Annotated in this window: 12 protein-coding genes; 10 read left to right on the top strand and 2 right to left on the bottom strand. The window is 69.5% G+C overall.

The features are described from left to right. Nucleotides 1-51 precede the first annotated feature (51 nt). The 6 genes from MRBLWH10_RS18145 (at nt 52) to MRBLWH10_RS18170 (ending at nt 5,815) form a co-directional block, all read left to right on the top strand. Complete coding sequence (locus tag MRBLWH10_RS18145; protein ID WP_341941007.1) at nt 52-1,416, top strand: extracellular solute-binding protein; 1,365 nt, start codon at nt 52-54, stop codon at nt 1,414-1,416. 74 nt (nt 1,417-1,490) lie between these two features. Continuing rightward, complete coding sequence (locus MRBLWH10_RS18150; protein ID WP_223585646.1) at nt 1,491-2,417, top strand: sugar ABC transporter permease; 927 nt, start codon at nt 1,491-1,493, stop codon at nt 2,415-2,417. Continuing rightward, entirely contained in the window at nt 2,417-3,310 is an 894-nt protein-coding gene (locus tag MRBLWH10_RS18155; RefSeq protein WP_105676393.1) for a carbohydrate ABC transporter permease, read from the top strand. Before MRBLWH10_RS18150 ends, MRBLWH10_RS18155 begins: the two co-directional genes overlap by 1 nt. Before the next feature lie 32 nt (nt 3,311-3,342). Next, complete coding sequence (locus tag MRBLWH10_RS18160; protein WP_105676391.1) at nt 3,343-4,443, top strand: DUF4185 domain-containing protein; 1,101 nt, start codon at nt 3,343-3,345, stop codon at nt 4,441-4,443. A gap of 45 nt (nt 4,444-4,488) precedes the next feature. Continuing rightward, nucleotides 4,489-5,214 (top strand): phosphotransferase, encoded by a 726-nt coding sequence (locus tag MRBLWH10_RS18165; protein ID WP_341941008.1) that lies wholly within the window; start codon nt 4,489-4,491, stop codon nt 5,212-5,214. Between the two features lie 160 nt (nt 5,215-5,374). After that, nucleotides 5,375-5,815, top strand: a complete 441-nt coding sequence (locus MRBLWH10_RS18170; protein ID WP_105676389.1) for a DoxX family protein — start codon at nt 5,375-5,377, stop codon at nt 5,813-5,815. A 172-nt stretch (nt 5,816-5,987) separates the two neighbouring features. Here the strand turns inward: MRBLWH10_RS18170 and MRBLWH10_RS18175 are convergent, their stop codons facing one another. Beyond that, on the bottom strand, nt 5,988-6,575 hold the full coding sequence (locus tag MRBLWH10_RS18175) for a hypothetical protein (RefSeq protein WP_341941009.1): 588 nt from the start codon (nt 6,573-6,575) through the stop codon (nt 5,988-5,990). Between the two features lie 10 nt (nt 6,576-6,585). Further along, nucleotides 6,586-7,719, bottom strand: coding sequence for a glycoside hydrolase family 172 protein (locus tag MRBLWH10_RS18180; protein WP_341941010.1), 1,134 nt, complete (start codon nt 7,717-7,719; stop codon nt 6,586-6,588). Between the two features lie 105 nt (nt 7,720-7,824). Here MRBLWH10_RS18180 and MRBLWH10_RS18185 point away from each other — a divergent pair, with 105 nt between their 5' ends. The 4 genes from MRBLWH10_RS18185 (at nt 7,825) to MRBLWH10_RS18200 (ending at nt 14,607) form a co-directional block, all read left to right on the top strand. Next, nucleotides 7,825-8,811 carry a LacI family DNA-binding transcriptional regulator gene (locus MRBLWH10_RS18185; protein WP_105676385.1) on the top strand — a complete coding sequence of 329 codons (987 nt, stop codon included), beginning with the start codon at nt 7,825-7,827 and terminating at the stop codon, nt 8,809-8,811. A gap of 74 nt (nt 8,812-8,885) precedes the next feature. Then, nucleotides 8,886-10,424: an FGGY family carbohydrate kinase gene (locus MRBLWH10_RS18190; RefSeq protein ID WP_341941011.1), complete on the top strand. Its 1,539-nt coding sequence runs from the start codon at nt 8,886-8,888 to the stop codon at nt 10,422-10,424. Beyond that, nucleotides 10,421-12,973 (top strand): GH116 family glycosyl-hydrolase, encoded by a 2,553-nt coding sequence (locus MRBLWH10_RS18195; protein ID WP_341941012.1) that lies wholly within the window; start codon nt 10,421-10,423, stop codon nt 12,971-12,973. The genes MRBLWH10_RS18190 and MRBLWH10_RS18195 overlap by 4 nt, the downstream gene beginning before the upstream one ends. Further along, on the top strand, nt 12,970-14,607 hold the full coding sequence (locus MRBLWH10_RS18200) for a fucose isomerase (RefSeq protein ID WP_341941013.1): 1,638 nt from the start codon (nt 12,970-12,972) through the stop codon (nt 14,605-14,607). The genes MRBLWH10_RS18195 and MRBLWH10_RS18200 overlap by 4 nt, the downstream gene beginning before the upstream one ends. The last annotated feature ends 71 nt before the right edge of the window (nt 14,608-14,678 follow it).

A 14,678-nucleotide genomic window follows, 5' to 3' on the forward strand; every position in this document is an offset into this window, starting at 1 on the left:
CCGAGCACACAGCAGCGACTCGACGAGGAGTCCGTTCCTGAGGAGGAACCCATGAGAATCACCACACGCACGCGCCGCACGGCGATCGCCGCTCTCGGCGCGCTGACGGTCGGATCGATGCTCGCCGCCTGCGGCTCGGGCACGCCGGGGGAGTCGGCGGGAGGCGGCGGCGAGAACGGCGTCACCACCGTGCAGTTCTGGCATCGCACGTTCACCCCCGTGGAGAACGAGTGGTACGCCGACATCGTCAAGAAGTTCAACGCCTCGCAGGACAAGATCAAGGTCGTCGACACCGAGGTGCCGGCGGACGCCTGGGACCAGAAGATGAAGGCCGCGCAGGCCGCAGGCAAGGCGCCCGACGTCTACACCAGCTCCGCCAACCTCCACGACCTCGTGAACGCGGGCTCCGTGCACGAGCTCGACTCCATCGTCTCGAAGGACGCGATCGGCGAGATCCTCGACATCGCCTCCTCCATCTCGGAGATCGACGGCAAGCACTACGCGTATCCGCTGCTCCTCGAGCCCCAGACCGTGCTCTTCTGGAACACCGACATGCTCGACGCCGCGGGCGTCGACTCCAGCAAGGCCCCCGAGACCTGGGACGACCTCCTCGCCGCCTGCGCGAAGATCCAGCCCACGCTCGGCGACGGCCAGTACTGCATCTCCCCGGCGCAGGATGCCGTGACGATGGCCTGGTCGACGGTCGGCCAGCAGTACAACTTCGCCGGACACCTGGCGCTCACCGATGACTGGTCGGCCCCCGACATCGACAACAAGGGCTACCGCGCCCTCATGGAGCAGTACAAGGTGCTGTGGGACAAGGGCTACATGCCCAAGCAGCCCCTCGCGGCCTACGTCGCCGGCGAGGACTTCGGACAGCAGAAGGTCGCGTTCAAGGTCTCCGGCTCGTGGATGATGTCGGAGATCGGCTCCGACTACGCCGACCTGCTCGGCAAGACCGGCGTCGGCCGCTTCCCGAGCTCGTCCGACGCCGACGGCCGCACCGCCACCACCATGGGCAACTTCACCTGGGTCGTCGACGCGAAGACCAAGAACGCGGATGCCGCCGGGAAGTTCCTCGAATGGGCCATCGCCGGAGACCCCGACAACCTCGTGCCGTTCTTCGTGAACACGCAGTTCACCAAAGTGCCCGTGCGGCAGTCGGTGCAGGATGCCGTCGCCGCGAGCGAGGAGGCCGCGAAGGCCCCCTGGTCGAAGGTCATCGTCGACGAGATCGCCCCCGACGCCATCGCCGGCTCCACCTACCCGTGGGATGTGAACCTGGCCGTCGGCACCGCGATGGAGTCGGTCATGAAGGGCTCCGCCTCCGTGGACGACGCGATCAAGACCGCGAACGCCGCGATCCAGACCGTGATCGACCGCGACGGGCTGCCGGACAAGGCCCCGAAGAACTGACCCTGCCCGCGTGACCGCCCGGGGCCCCAGCGGCCCCGGGCGGGACGACGCCCCGAGAGCACGACGAGGTGGATATGGCCAGCCAGGCTGTGGAGGAGCGCCGGGAGACCCGGCGCAGGAAGAACCGCTATCGATACCGCGACAACAGGACCGCCTACTGGTTCCTGCTGCCGGTCGTGGTGCTGCTGGGGATCTTCGTCATCTGGCCGGCGGTGTACGCCGGATACCTGTCCTTCCAGGACTGGAGCTTCTACAAGGATCCCGAGTTCGTCGGCATCCGCAACTACGCCAACGTCCTGAAGGATCCGCTGTTCCTCGCCACGATCGGACGCGGCTTCGCGTTCGTGCTCCTCACGGTGCCGGTGATGCTCGTGCTGGCCTTCTTCTTCGCGAGCCTCGTGGTCGCCGTGTCGCGTCGGGCGGCGAGCATCCTGAAGGTCAGCATCTACATCCCGACGATCATCTCCGCCGTGATCGCCTCGATCATCTTCGTGCTCATCTACAACTACTCCGGCGGACTCCTGAACGCGTTCCTCGGGAACTTCGGCATCGAGCCGATCGCCTGGATCGGCGACCCGAAGTGGGCGCTGATCGCCGTGGCCGTGCCCGCGATCTGGCTGGGCATGGGCCTCACCTCCCTCATCATGGTCGCCGCGATGGTCGACATCCCCGCCGAGTACTACGAGGCGGCCGCGATGGAGGGCGCCAACTGGTGGCAGAAGACCTCGTACATCACGATCCCGCAGATGAAGAACGTCGTGCTGTACCTGCTCATCACCGGCTTCGTCGCGGCGATCCAGCAGTTCGAGCTGCCCCTCGTCATGACCCAGGGCGGACCGCTCGACTCGACGACGCTGCCGAACCTCTTCATCTTCAACCACTTCCGCAACGACGTGAACGTCGGCTACTCGATCGCGGCGGCGCTGCTGCTGTTCGTCGTGCTGGGGACGATCTCCGCCCTCGTGTTCAAGTTCGTCAACTCCGAGAGGCTGGTGGACTGATGGCCGTCATGCAGGAGACCACCCGCATCGTCCTCGCCGGCAAGGAGCCGCGTTCGACGCGGACGCCGCGCAGCGCCGGAGGATGGCTCGTCCTCCTCGGCAAGGTGATCGTCGGCGCGCTGTTCGTGGTCGCGTCGCTGTTCCCGCTCGCCTGGATGGTGATCGCCGGCTTCAAGTCGAAGACCGAGGTCGTCGAGACGCCGTTCCAGTTCTTCCCCGAGGTCTGGCTGTGGCAGAACTACGCGCAGATCCTCGCCGACCCGACCTTCCTCCGGACGATGATCTGGACGTTCTTCGGGGCCGTGCTGTTCACGGTCGGCAGCCTCGCGGTGAACTCGCTCGCGGCGTACGCCTTCGCGCGGCTGGACTTCCGCTTCAAGGGACTGATCTGGGCGATCATCATCACGACCATGTTCATCCCCGGCATGACGATCCTGCTCACCAGCTTCATCGTCGTCACCCGGCTGGCGATGCTCGACACGCTCGCCGTGCTCGTGATCCCCGGGCTCGCGAGCGCGGGCATGGTGTTCTTCATCCGGCAGTTCTACCTGAACATCCCGAAGAGCCTCGAAGAGGCGGCGATGCTCGACGGCTGCGGCAGGTTCGGCATCTTCTGGCGGATCTTCCTGCCGCTCTCCAAGCCGCCGTTCGTCGTGATGGGGATCACCGCCTTCCTGGCCTACTGGAACTCGTACGTCTGGCCGATCCTCACGATCACCTCGCCGGAGAAGTTCGTGCTGCAGCAGTACCTCGCGACGTTCCGCTCCGAGCGCAGCACCGAGCTGGGACTGCTCATGGCCGGCTCCGTGCTGGCCGCGGCCCCGGTCATCATCCTCTTCCTGATCTTCCAGCGGCAGATCATCGGCAACATCAAGATGGCAGGTCTCAAGTAGCAGTACCCATGCGGTGACGAGAGGAGCGGTCGATGGAGACCGAGAGCACGAACGAGCGCGGCATCAGCCGCCGAGGACTCATCCAGGGAGCAGCGGTGATCGGCGCGGCCTTCATCGCCGCGACGGCCCCCGCGCCACCGGCATCCGCCGCCGGTCTCACCGTGACGAGGGTCAAGGTGCTGGCCGGAACCCAGGCGCCCCTGCAGTACGGGGTGGGGGCGACGGATCTCGGCATCCCCGCGCGCACGCCGGACGGACGGATGCTGTTCATGTTCGGCGACACCTGGGCCGACCACGTCGGCGGCGCGAACTGGCGCTCGCCGGTGGCGCTGTACTCGTCGACCACGAACCTCGTCTCCGGCGTCACGTTCAACGGCTGCGCGGGTGCCGGCGCGAACACGCAGGGCACGGCCCCGCAGCTCTGGTACTACCCGCACGACAACTACTTCACGACCGTCATCCCGTCGGACGTCATCACGATCGGCTCGCGGATGTACCTGCACGCGATCGTCAACGGCCCGCAGTTCGGCACGGTGCGCTGGACCGAGCTGTGGAAGTCCGACGACAACGGCGCGACCTGGCAGCACACCGGGCTGCAGTTCCCCGCGGATATGGCCGGCGGCAAGTTCCAGTGCATCACGTGGGGCGAGGGCAACGACGGCTACGTGTACATCTACGGCACCGGCTTCCAGCGCGACAAGGGCATCGTGCTCTACCGGGTGCCGTCGAACAACATGACCACGCTGTCGGCCTACCAGCCCTGGGGATACGCGAACGGCTCGTGGGGATGGGGCAAGCCGGTCACCGAGGTGCTGGGCGGCACGTTCGGCGAGATGTGCCTGCGGCCCCTCGGCGGCAAGTGGATCCTCACGTGGTTCAACTCCGGCGCGTACCGGATCGACGCGATGGTGCTGAACACGCCCACCGACAACCTCTACACGGCCACGAAGACCACCCTGCTCACGGGGTCGGAGTGGAACCAGGAGGACGCCTCGCACGTGGCGCAGCTCTACGGCGGATACATCATCCCCGGGTCGACGCTGTCCGACCTCCACCTCAGCGTCAGCCAGTGGCGCACCGACAACAACAGCGTCTACCACTCCGAGCAGTTCCGGGTGCAGGGGCTCGTCTGAGTCCGCCGCGCGGTGCGCGTGGCGGGTGCGCGGCGAGGAGGGGCCATGGACAGTGGTTCGGCAGAGGTCGTCGTCAAGACGGGGCGTTCTCGCGAGCGATCCGTCAACGAGGCGCTGCACTATCTCGCCATGGAGGTCGTACCCCCGCCCTTTCGGGCCCCGCGACTCGTCTCCTGGGGGTCGGAGGGGATGGTGTTGCGTCGCCTCGACGGTGCAGTGCTCGGCGAGGGGAAGATCCTCGACCGCCACGTCCCGCCGACGACCGCGCAGCAGTGCCTCGACCTCGCGCTCTCCACCGCCGGGTGGGAGTCTCCGGTGGACGGACATCGGGTCGATTATCGCCGTCGACTCGGCTGGGGGCGCGAGCGCGGCCTTCTCAGCACGGCGGAGATCGACCTCCTCGGCGAGCACGAACGACGCGCAGACCGACGATTCCAGCATGGGGACCTCATCCCGTCGAACGTGATCGTCGACGCAGGCGGCGTCGGCGTGATCGACTTCGAGTGGTCGGGGCGGAGCGCCGTGAACGGCCTGGACTGGGCGACGCTGCTCGTGAACGGGTGGAGGGCCGAGTCGTTGCGGTCGACCTTCCTCGGCGCTCGGATGGCGATGACGGCCGACGGCATCCTGAACTGGGCGACGGCGATCTGCCATGAGCTTCGCCAGGTCGAGCGGGACGGAGGGCAGAGCTCGTGGGCGCGTGAGGCGCGCGACCTGTACGGGCAGCAGATCCCTCTTCTCCGGGATGCCATGGCGAGGTGGATGACGTGACGACGTGGAGCGGGCCGTGCGGGCGCGCCGATGGAGCGAGCGGTAACGGGGCGTCACACGCACAGGAGACGGATAGAACCGCTTCCTAGCGTGGTCGGCAGGGAACGACCCTGCTCCGCGCCTGGCGCGCGGGTGTCCTGCCACGAAGGAAGAACTCCTCATGACGAACACCACCGCCCCCTCCGCCTCCGCCTCGCTGGGACTCCTCGTCCTGCGCGTCGTGGTCGGCCTGATCTTCGCCGCCCACGGTGCGCAGAAGATCTTCGAGTACACCCTCCCGGGGACCATCGGCAGCTTCGCCGACATGGGAGTCCCGCTCCCCGAGATCGCGGCGCCCGTCGTCGCGTTCGTCGAGCTCATCGGCGGCATCCTGCTCGCCCTTGGCCTGTTCACCCGTCCCGTCGGCATCCTGCTGGCGATCGACATGCTCGTCGCGATCGTCGCCGTGCACCTCCCGGCCGGCCTCTGGGTCGGCGAAGGCGGCTACGAGTTCGTCGCCGTCCTCGGCGTCGCGGCCCTCGCGCTCGCGTTCACCGGCGCCGGACGCTTCTCGCTCGACGGCGCTTTCCTTCGCGGCCGCGCGCCCGCCTGGCTGGCCTGAGCCGGATCGCCCGTCTCACCGGGCACGGTTTCGGATGCCGCGGCTGACACGCCGCGGCATCTGTCGTTTTGCCGGGGTGTCGCGTCCGAGATCCGAAACTGTGCCCGGAGGCGGAGGCGGAGGCGGAGGCGGAGGGGCTCGGGGCGGGAGAGAGGTGGGGAAGGGCGGGTGATCACACGGCGGCGAGCTCGCGGCTCACCCAGGACTCGACGGATGCCGCGACCTCCCGCGGGGTCAGCGCGTCCGTGTCGATGATCTCGGCCGCCCACCGCGGGTCTCCCGGTTCCAGGTCGGCCCAGCGCTCCCACCGCATCGGCAGGGGGCTCGCGACACGGATCACCTCCGGGGCGTGCCGGGGGTCGAGGGTGTGCGCGCGGAACCACTCGCCGAAGCGGTTGTGGTGCACGATCGCCTCCAGATGCTCGCCGCGGTGCACCAGCCGCTCCGTGCGCACGTCAGGGGAGCAGTCGAGCAGGCACACGCGGATGCCGTCGAGCTGATCGGCCGAGGGCGCGGCGAGGAGCTCGCCCATCGGCACCTGGCCGCACAGCAGCACGTGGGCGCCGTCGGCCTGGGCGATCAGCGCCTGCTGAACCCAGCGCTCGACGGCGCCGTGCCGCCACGCGGTGTCCGCCCCGTCGGGAACCCCGATCGAGTCGAACTCCACGCAGCGGACCGGGACTCCCCAGTCCACGGTCTCGAGGTGCGCCAGCACGGTCGACTTGCCCGCGCCGCTCGCACCGGTCAGCGAGAACAGCATCCGCCCTCCGTCAGCTCCGCGGCTCGCGCGGCGGGGTCGCCCCGATGTCGGGCACCGGGGCCGTGCCTAGGTGCACCTCCAGGTCGTCTGCGGTCGGCGTCTTCGGCCGACGAGCCGTGGGGCGGTCGAGGTAGAACATCGCCGTGGAGGCGATGTCGTCGCGGAGCGGCAGGTAACGCCAGCCGCTGCGCCATCCGAGGGCCTGGATGTCGACCTTCGGGATGCCGGTCGCGAAGTGGATCGGGTCGAGCAGGTGCCAGCGGTACATGCCGAACCGCTGCTGGCTCACGTACAGCCCATCGGGTGTGATGACCTGCGGCATCCCGAGGTAGGGCGTGGAGAACTCGGTGTATCCCTTGCCGGGGATGTCGAAGTTCCACGCGCCGCCGAAGTAGTCCTCGGTGCCGGTTCCGCAGATGGTGGGGTACTCGGTGTCATCGTCGAGGTAGAACTTGATCTCGCCCTCGCCCCACCAGCCGTTGGAGTTCACGCCCCAGGCGACGTAGGTGCCGACGTACTGGCCCTGGCCCTCGATGCCCTCCAGGATGACGTGGGGTGTGAGGTCCTCGAGCGGGTTCGAGCGCCGCCACTGCGCGTGGAAGTACGCGTCGTTCGAGTGGTCGCCGCCGATCTCGTACGTCACCTGGTAGTAGATGCGCACGTCGACGTCTGAGGTGTTCTCGATCGTGAGGCGCGCGCCGTCGCGGAACGGCATGGGCCAGTACGAGTTGAAGCCGCCGTGCGGGTTCGCGGCGATGGCCTGCGAGTTCACCTGCGCGAAGACGCCCCAGCCGTTGCAGAAGAAGTCGCCGTAGGGGACCTCGACGGCCGGCTCGTCGGCGCCGTCCCAGTAGGCGCGCAGCAGGAGCGTGCGCCAGTTGTCGGTGTGGGTGGTGATCCAGATGTGCGTGATCTTGCCCGATCCCTGGATGCGGGCGAGGTCGAAGGTCTCTCCCGCCTTCACGTCGACGCTCGGCGAGATCTTCCAGCCGGGGCCGAGGTCGCGGGCGCACGAGGCCCCCGTTCCCTCGGTCGCCCGGCCCCCGCCCCCAGCGGATCCATCGAAGTTCTCCGGCGAGATCGACCGCGTCTGCACGGGGCGCAGCGCTGCGAGGGATGCCAGATCGGAGGGTGTGAAAGTCATGAGCGCCAATGTAATCGATTTCACTCCTGAACGCCATAGATCGCCCTCCTGCGCGCTACTGTTGCTTTCATCTCCGACGGGGTCGGGGCAGCAGTGAGGGTGGGCATGGCTACGATCTACGACGTCGCGGCGCTCGCGGGTGTCTCTCCCGCGACGGTCTCGCGCGTGTTCAACGGCACGAGCGTCTCCGACGAGAAGGTGGCCGCCGTGCGGGATGCCGCGGCGAAGCTGAACTTCACGCCGAACCGCACCGCGCGCACGCTCCGTCGTCAGAGCTCCGAGGTCATCGCCCTCGTCATCCCCGACATCGAGAACCCCTACTTCACCGAGATGGCCCGCGGCGTCGAGGACGTCGCCTCCGAGGCCGGGTACTCCGTCGTGCTGTGCAACTCCGATTCGCAGACCGTGAAGGAGGCGACCTACCTGCGCATCGCGGTCGCCGAGCACATGTCGGGCGTCATCATCGCGACCGCCGACGAGGGCACCAGCCTCGATGAGATCCTCGCGACGGGGCGGCCGGTGGTGGCCGTCGACCGCAGCACGAGCTACGACATCGACGGGGTCGTCATGGCCAACCGCGCCGCCGGCACCTCGGCGACACAGGACCTGATCAACGCGGGATACCGCCGTATCGCCTACATCGGCGGCCCCGAGCACATCGACACCGCCGCCGAGCGTGCGGCCGGGTGGCGCTCCGCCCTGTCGGCCGCGCAGCCGGATGCCGACATCGAGTCTCTGGCGCGCTTCGCGACCTTCCGCGTGGACGGCGGTCGTGCGGCGATGGAGGAGCTGCTCGCTCTGCCCGAGCCGCCCGACGCCGTCGTCGCCGGAAACAACCTCATCGGGGTGGGGGCGATCCAGGTGCTCACCGAGCGGGGGCTCACCCCGCCCAAGGTCGGCGTCGCCGTCATCGGCTCCCTGCCCTTCACCACGCTGTCGCCGACCGCGGTGACGGTCGTGCGGCTGCCCGCGCGCCACATGGGCGTCACGGCGGCCCGGATGCTGCTCGAGCGCATCGGCGGCGACACCCAGCCGGCCCGCACGATCGTGCTCCGCAACGAGGTGCAGCCCGCCTCGGCCCTGCGCGTCTGAGCCGATCCGGACGGATGCTCCCTCAGGCGCTTGCGCCTTGAAATCGATTTCGCGTACAGTGGCGCACAGGTTTCATGATTCGCGGCATCGGTTTCAAGGAGGACGCCATGCGCTGCACCCTCGGGGTGGACATCGGCACATCCAGCAGCAAGGGCGTGCTCGTGGATGCCGGCGGAGCGATCCTCGCCACGGCGAGCAGGACACACGACGTGAGCCGCCCGCACAGCGGCTGGGTCGAGATGGACGGACGCGTCTGGTGGGAGGAGTTCGTCTCCCTCGCCGGTGAGCTGATCGCCGCCGTCCCCGGAGTCGAGATCGTCGGCGTCGGCGTGAGCGGCATGGGGCCGTGCATCCTGCTCGCAGACGAGGAGGACGAGCCCGTGCGGCCCGCCATCCTCTACGGCGTGGACACCCGAGCCGGTGAGCAGATCGAGCGGATGACCGCTGAGCTCGGCGCCGAGGAGATCGCCAGGGTGGGCGGCTCCCTCCTCACCTCGCAGGCGGGCGGCCCGAAGATCGCGTGGATCGCCGAACGCGAGCCCGAGGCCTGGGTGCGGGCGCGTCGCCTGTTCATGCCCGCCTCGTGGCTCGCCAGGCGGCTCACCGGGGAGTACGTGCTCGACCACCAGTCGGCGAGCCAGGTGTCGCCCCTCTACGACATCGAGGCGGAGCGCTGGCACGACGAGTGGTGGGAGCGGTACGCGGGCCCGATCGAGGCCCCTGAGCTGCGCTGGGCGGGCGACATCGCCGGCGCGGTCACCGCCGACGCGGCATCCCTCACCGGCATCCCGGAGGGCGTCCCCGTCATCGTCGGCACCATCGACGCGTGGACCGAGGCCGTGAGCGTCGGAGCGCACGAGGTCGGCGACCTCATGCTCATGTACGGCACGACGATGTTCATGGTCTTCACGAACTCCGTGGCGACGGGGGAGCAGACCCTCCGCACCCCCTCGATGTGGACCACAGCCGGGGCCTTCCCCGGCACGCGCAACCTCGCGGGCGGACTCTCGACCTCCGGGGCGCTCACCGCCTGGCTGAAGGACCTCACCGGCGCCGACTATCCGGAGCTGCTCGCCGAGGCGGAGACCTCCGGCCCCGGCGCGCGCGGGCTGCTCATGCTGCCCTACTTCGCCGGGGAGCGGACGCCGATCCAGGACCCCGACGCCCGCGGTGTCATCGCGGGGCTCGCTCTGGAGCACACCCGCGGGGATCTGTACCGCGCGGCGCTCGAGGCCACGGCCCTCGGGGTGCGGCACAACGTCGAGACCATGCGCGCCGCCGGCGCCGACATCCGCCGCATCGTCGCGGTGGGCGGAGGCACGCAGGGGCGGCTGTGGCTGCAGATCGTGTCCGACGTCACCGGTCTCGTGCAGGAGGTGCCGGACAAGACCATCGGCGCCAGCTTCGGAGCCGCGTTCCTCGCCGCGGTCGCGACCGCCGAGGGAGAGCTGGCGGAGATCCGCGATTGGAACCCGATCGTCGAGAGCATCAACCCGGACCCTGAGACACGAGCGCTCTACGACGAGCTCTTCGACCGCTACCGGTGGCTGTACGAGTCGTCCAAGGACCTCGTGCACGAGCTCGCCGCAGACCAGAGAGAGGCATCCGCATGACCCGCAGGGCCCGCGGCATCCCGCACACCTCACATGCCACGGCCTTCCCCCTCGGAGGCATCGGCACGGGCAACGTCTCGATCGGCGCCCGCGGAGAGCTGCGCGATTGGGAGTTCGAGAACCTTCCGGACAAGGGGCGCGACAACCCGTACTCCTTCTTCGCGATCCACGCGGCCCCCGAGGGCGGCCCTGCGGTGACCCGCGTGCTGGAGGCGCGGCTCACAGGACGCCACGACGCCGACGCCGGCTACGCCTTCGACCGGCTCTCGGGCCTTCCCCGCCTGGACGCGGCCACGCTGCACGGCGAGTACCCGGTGGTCGACGTCGACTTCGAAGACGCGACGTTGCCGGTCGACGTCTCCCTGCACGCCTTCACCCCGCTCGTTCCCCTCGACGCCGACGCCTCCGGCATCCCCGCCGCGATCCTCCGCTACCGCGTGAGCAACCCCGGCTTCGCGCCCGTCGCCGTGACCGTGGTGGGCAGCGTCTCGCACACCGCCGGCCGAGGTGCGCCCGGTCCCGATGCGCCCTGGGGCATGCGCGCGACGCAGACCGTGCGCTGGCGCGAGGAGGGCGGAGTGCGCGGCCTCGACTTCGGCATCGACCTCCCCGCAGACGACCCCGGGTACGGCACGCTGAGCCTGACCACGACGGATGCCGCCACCACGGTGAAGCCGCAGTGGGTGACCAGCTACTGGCCAGACGGCGCACGGCTGTTCTGGAACGACCTCACCGACGACGGGCTGCTCGCCCCCGAACCGCGGCTGACCCTGGAGGACCGCCCGCGCGGGCTGTTCGCCGAACTCGACGCCGACCCCGACGCTCCGCCGCTGACCGAGGAGGAGATGCTCGCCAAGCTGCCCCGCATCCGCACCGGCTCCCTCGGCATCGTGCACACCCTCGCCCCGGGGGAGAGCCGCGACTTCGAGTTCGCCCTGTCGTGGAGCTTCCCCCACCGGCGGCGCGGGTGGCACGGGCACATCGTGATGGCGGATCCGCCCGGCGACGAGATCGTCCGCAACCGCTATGCGACACTCTGGCCCGACGCGTGGGCCGCGGCCTCGCACCTGCACGAAAACCTCGGTGCACTGGAGTCCGCGACGGATGCCTTCGTCGACGCGCTCTACGGCGGCACCCTCGACCCGGTCCTCGTCGATGCGATCGGCGCGAACATCGCCGCGGCGCGATCGACGACCGGATTCGTGCTGGAGTCCCCGAACCCCGAGCTGGGGGAGGGGCCCGTCTTCGCGGCGTGGGAGGGGTCCTTCGACCACGGTGGCTCGTGCGAGGGCACCTGCACGCACGTCTGGTCGTACGCCCAGACCCTAGCGTGGCTGTTCCCCTCACTCGAGCGCAGCGCCCGCCGGGTCGAGTACCTGCTCGAGACCGACGACGCCGGTGCGCAGAAGTTCCGCGGCAACCGCATCTTCGGCGGCCCCTCCTGGTTCATGGGTCCCGCCGTCGACGGGCAGCTCGGCACCCTGCTGCGCCTGCACCGGGAGTGGCGGTTCAGCGGTGACGAGGGGTTCCTCCGCGAGCTGTGGCCCGCGGCATCCCGCACCCTCGACTACGCGACCCGCGAGTGGGACAGAGACGGCGACGGCCTGCTCGACGGCGAGATGCACAACACCTACGACATCGAGTTCCACGGCGCGGAGCCGCTCGCGAACGGCGTCTACCTCGCCGCGCTGCGGGCGGGGGCGCGGATGGCCTCCCACCTCGGCGAGGCCGAGCGCGCCGCCGCATGGACCGCGCGCGCCGACCACGTCGCCGCCGCGATGGACGAGACGCTGTGGAACGGCGAGTACTACCGGCAGGTCATCGACGATGCCGACGCCCACCGCTACCAGTACGGCGACGGCGTGCTGTCCGACCAGCTGCTCGGGCAGTTCCACGCGTTCGTGAACGGACTCGGGCTCCTCCTCCCGGCGGAGCGCGTCGACTCCGCGCTCGCCGCGATCGCCCGCCACAACCTGCGCGACGACCTCTCCGCCCACGAGAGCACGCAGCGCGTGTACGCCCTGAACGACGAGGGCGGACTGCTCCTCGCGTCCTGGCCGCGCGGCGGGCGGCCGGCGATCCCGTTCGTCTACTCCGACGAGGTGTGGACGGGCGTGGAGCACCAGGTCGCGGCATCCCTCCTCTTCGCCGGCCGCTACGACGACGCCCTCCGCATCGAACGGGCGCTGCGCTCGCGCTACGACGGAGCCCACCGCAGCCCGTGGAACGAGATCGAGTGCGGCAACCACTACGCCCGCTCCCTCGCGTCCTGGGCGCTGCTGCTCGGCGCGAGCGGAGCCCAGTGGGACGCCCCGCTCGGCGTGCTCTCCTTCGCTCCGGCGACAGACGGTCCCTTCCGCAGCCTCTTCACGACCGGCGACGGCTGGGGCCGCGTCGAGATCGACGGAGACGCCCTCACCCTCCGCCTCGACGGCGGATCCCTCGACATCGACGATCTGCGGCTGCACGGCCGCAGCGTCGACCGCGGCATCCGACTCCGAGCCGGGGAGTCGCACACCACCCCCATCCAGACACCGGAGGCATCATGACCACCTACACCCTGCCGACGCCGGTCACCCGGCCGGCATCCGCCCCGAAGACCGCCTACCTCATCACCTCCGGCGATCTCCGCGAGTCGGCGAACGTCGCCGGCTGGCCCACCCAGGTCGAGCTCGAAGAGGGCGTCACAGGGGTGCTCGACGGCCTCGGCTGGACCGTCATCCGCCCCTTCGGCGTCGACCCGGCGACCGGGCACGGGTTCATCTCCAGCCAGCGCATGGGTCTGGAGGTCTTCAGGGACATCCCCGTCGACGCGCCGCTCGTGGTGGCCATCGCCAACTGGCAGTACTCCCACCACGTGCTCGCGGGCCTCCGCACGCACGAGGGGCCGATCCTCACCGTGGCGAACTTCGCGGGCGACTGGCCGGGGCTCGTCGGCCTGCTCGGTCTCAACGCGGGACTGACCAAGATGGGCAAGCCCTACGCCACCACGTGGTCGGTCGACTACACGGACGCCTGGTTCACCGACGCGATCAGGGAGTGGACCGAGACCGGCTCCATCACGCACGACGACTCGCACGTGCGCCCCCTGCCCGAGCTCCCTGACAGCCCGGAGAAGCGGCTCGGCGAGGCGCTCGCCGCCCAGCTGCGCGCGGAGAAGGCCATCATCGGCGTCTTCGACGAGGGCTGCATGGGCATGTACAACGCCATCTTCGACGACGAGCTGCTCAACGGCACGGGCATCTACAAGGAGCGCCTGTCGCAGTCCGCGCTCTACGCCGAGATGCTCGACGTCACGGAGCAGGAGGCGGATGCCGCCTACGACTGGCTCGTCGCGCACGGCATGACGTTCAAATACGGAGAGGATGCCGCGACCGAGCTCACCCGCGAGCAGGTGCAGTGGCAGATGAAGATGTACATCGCCGCGCTCCGCATCGCCGACGACTTCGGACTCGACGCCGTCGGCATCCAGTACCAGCAGGGGCTCAAGGACCTCGTGCCCGCGTCGGACCTCGCCGAGGGCATCCTGAACTCCACCGAGCGCCCTCCCGTGACCTCGCGCGACGGCTCGCGCGTGCTGCACGAGGGGCGGGCCTTCCCGCACTTCAACGAGGCCGACGAGGGCGTCGCGGTCGACGCGCTGGTCACCGATCGCGTGTGGCGAGCGATGGGGCTGGTGCCGGACAACACCCTGCACGACGTGCGCTGGGGCGAGGACTACGACGGCGAGTTCGTGTGGGTGTACGAGATCTCGGGCTCGGTGCCGGCCTCGCACCTGGGCGGGTGGCAGAACGCCGAGGGCTGGCGCCAGGGTCACGTGTTCTTCCCGGCGGGAGGGGCGACGATCAACGGCGTCTCGAAGCCGGGCGAGATCGTGCTGTCGCGGGTGTTCATCGCCGACGGGGCGCTGCAGGCAGACATCTTCCGTGCATCCGTCGTGGAGCTGCCGGAGGAGGAGACCCGGCGCCGCAAGGAGGCCACCAACCCCGAGTGGCCGATCGCGCACGTCGTGCTGCACGGGCAGACGCGCGATCAGTTCATGGCGCGTCACAAGGCCAACCACGCGCAGCTCGTCTACGCCCCCGACGCCGAGACCGCCGATCGGGCGCTGGTCGCGAAGGCCGCGATGTTCGCGGGCATGGGCATCCGCGTCAACCTCGTGGGGGACGTGACGTCGCTCTGACGCAGCAGTGAGGGGCCAGTGAGTGCGGCATACGGGTCTCTCGACCCCGCACTCACTGGCCCCTCACGTGA

The sequence above is a fragment of the Microbacterium sp. LWH10-1.2 genome (assembly GCF_038397765.1).
Lineage (GTDB): Bacteria > Actinomycetota > Actinomycetes > Actinomycetales > Microbacteriaceae > Microbacterium > Microbacterium natoriense.

What these genes read in the sequence shown, in the direction of transcription:
- MRBLWH10_RS18145 (WP_341941007.1), top strand. Translation starts at nt 52, where the DNA reads ATGAGAATCACCACACGCACGCGCCGCACGGCGATCGCCGCTCTCGGC.
- MRBLWH10_RS18150 (WP_223585646.1), top strand. Translation starts at nt 1,491, where the DNA reads ATGGCCAGCCAGGCTGTGGAGGAGCGCCGGGAGACCCGGCGCAGGAAG.
- MRBLWH10_RS18155 (WP_105676393.1), top strand. Translation starts at nt 2,417, where the DNA reads ATGGCCGTCATGCAGGAGACCACCCGCATCGTCCTCGCCGGCAAGGAG.
- MRBLWH10_RS18160 (WP_105676391.1), top strand. Translation starts at nt 3,343, where the DNA reads ATGGAGACCGAGAGCACGAACGAGCGCGGCATCAGCCGCCGAGGACTC.
- MRBLWH10_RS18165 (WP_341941008.1), top strand. Translation starts at nt 4,489, where the DNA reads ATGGACAGTGGTTCGGCAGAGGTCGTCGTCAAGACGGGGCGTTCTCGC.
- MRBLWH10_RS18170 (WP_105676389.1), top strand. Translation starts at nt 5,375, where the DNA reads ATGACGAACACCACCGCCCCCTCCGCCTCCGCCTCGCTGGGACTCCTC.
- MRBLWH10_RS18175 (WP_341941009.1), bottom strand. Translation starts at nt 6,575, where the DNA reads ATGCTGTTCTCGCTGACCGGTGCGAGCGGCGCGGGCAAGTCGACCGTG.
- MRBLWH10_RS18180 (WP_341941010.1), bottom strand. Translation starts at nt 7,719, where the DNA reads ATGACTTTCACACCCTCCGATCTGGCATCCCTCGCAGCGCTGCGCCCC.
- MRBLWH10_RS18185 (WP_105676385.1), top strand. Translation starts at nt 7,825, where the DNA reads ATGGCTACGATCTACGACGTCGCGGCGCTCGCGGGTGTCTCTCCCGCG.
- MRBLWH10_RS18190 (WP_341941011.1), top strand. Translation starts at nt 8,886, where the DNA reads ATGATTCGCGGCATCGGTTTCAAGGAGGACGCCATGCGCTGCACCCTC.
- MRBLWH10_RS18195 (WP_341941012.1), top strand. Translation starts at nt 10,421, where the DNA reads ATGACCCGCAGGGCCCGCGGCATCCCGCACACCTCACATGCCACGGCC.
- MRBLWH10_RS18200 (WP_341941013.1), top strand. Translation starts at nt 12,970, where the DNA reads ATGACCACCTACACCCTGCCGACGCCGGTCACCCGGCCGGCATCCGCC.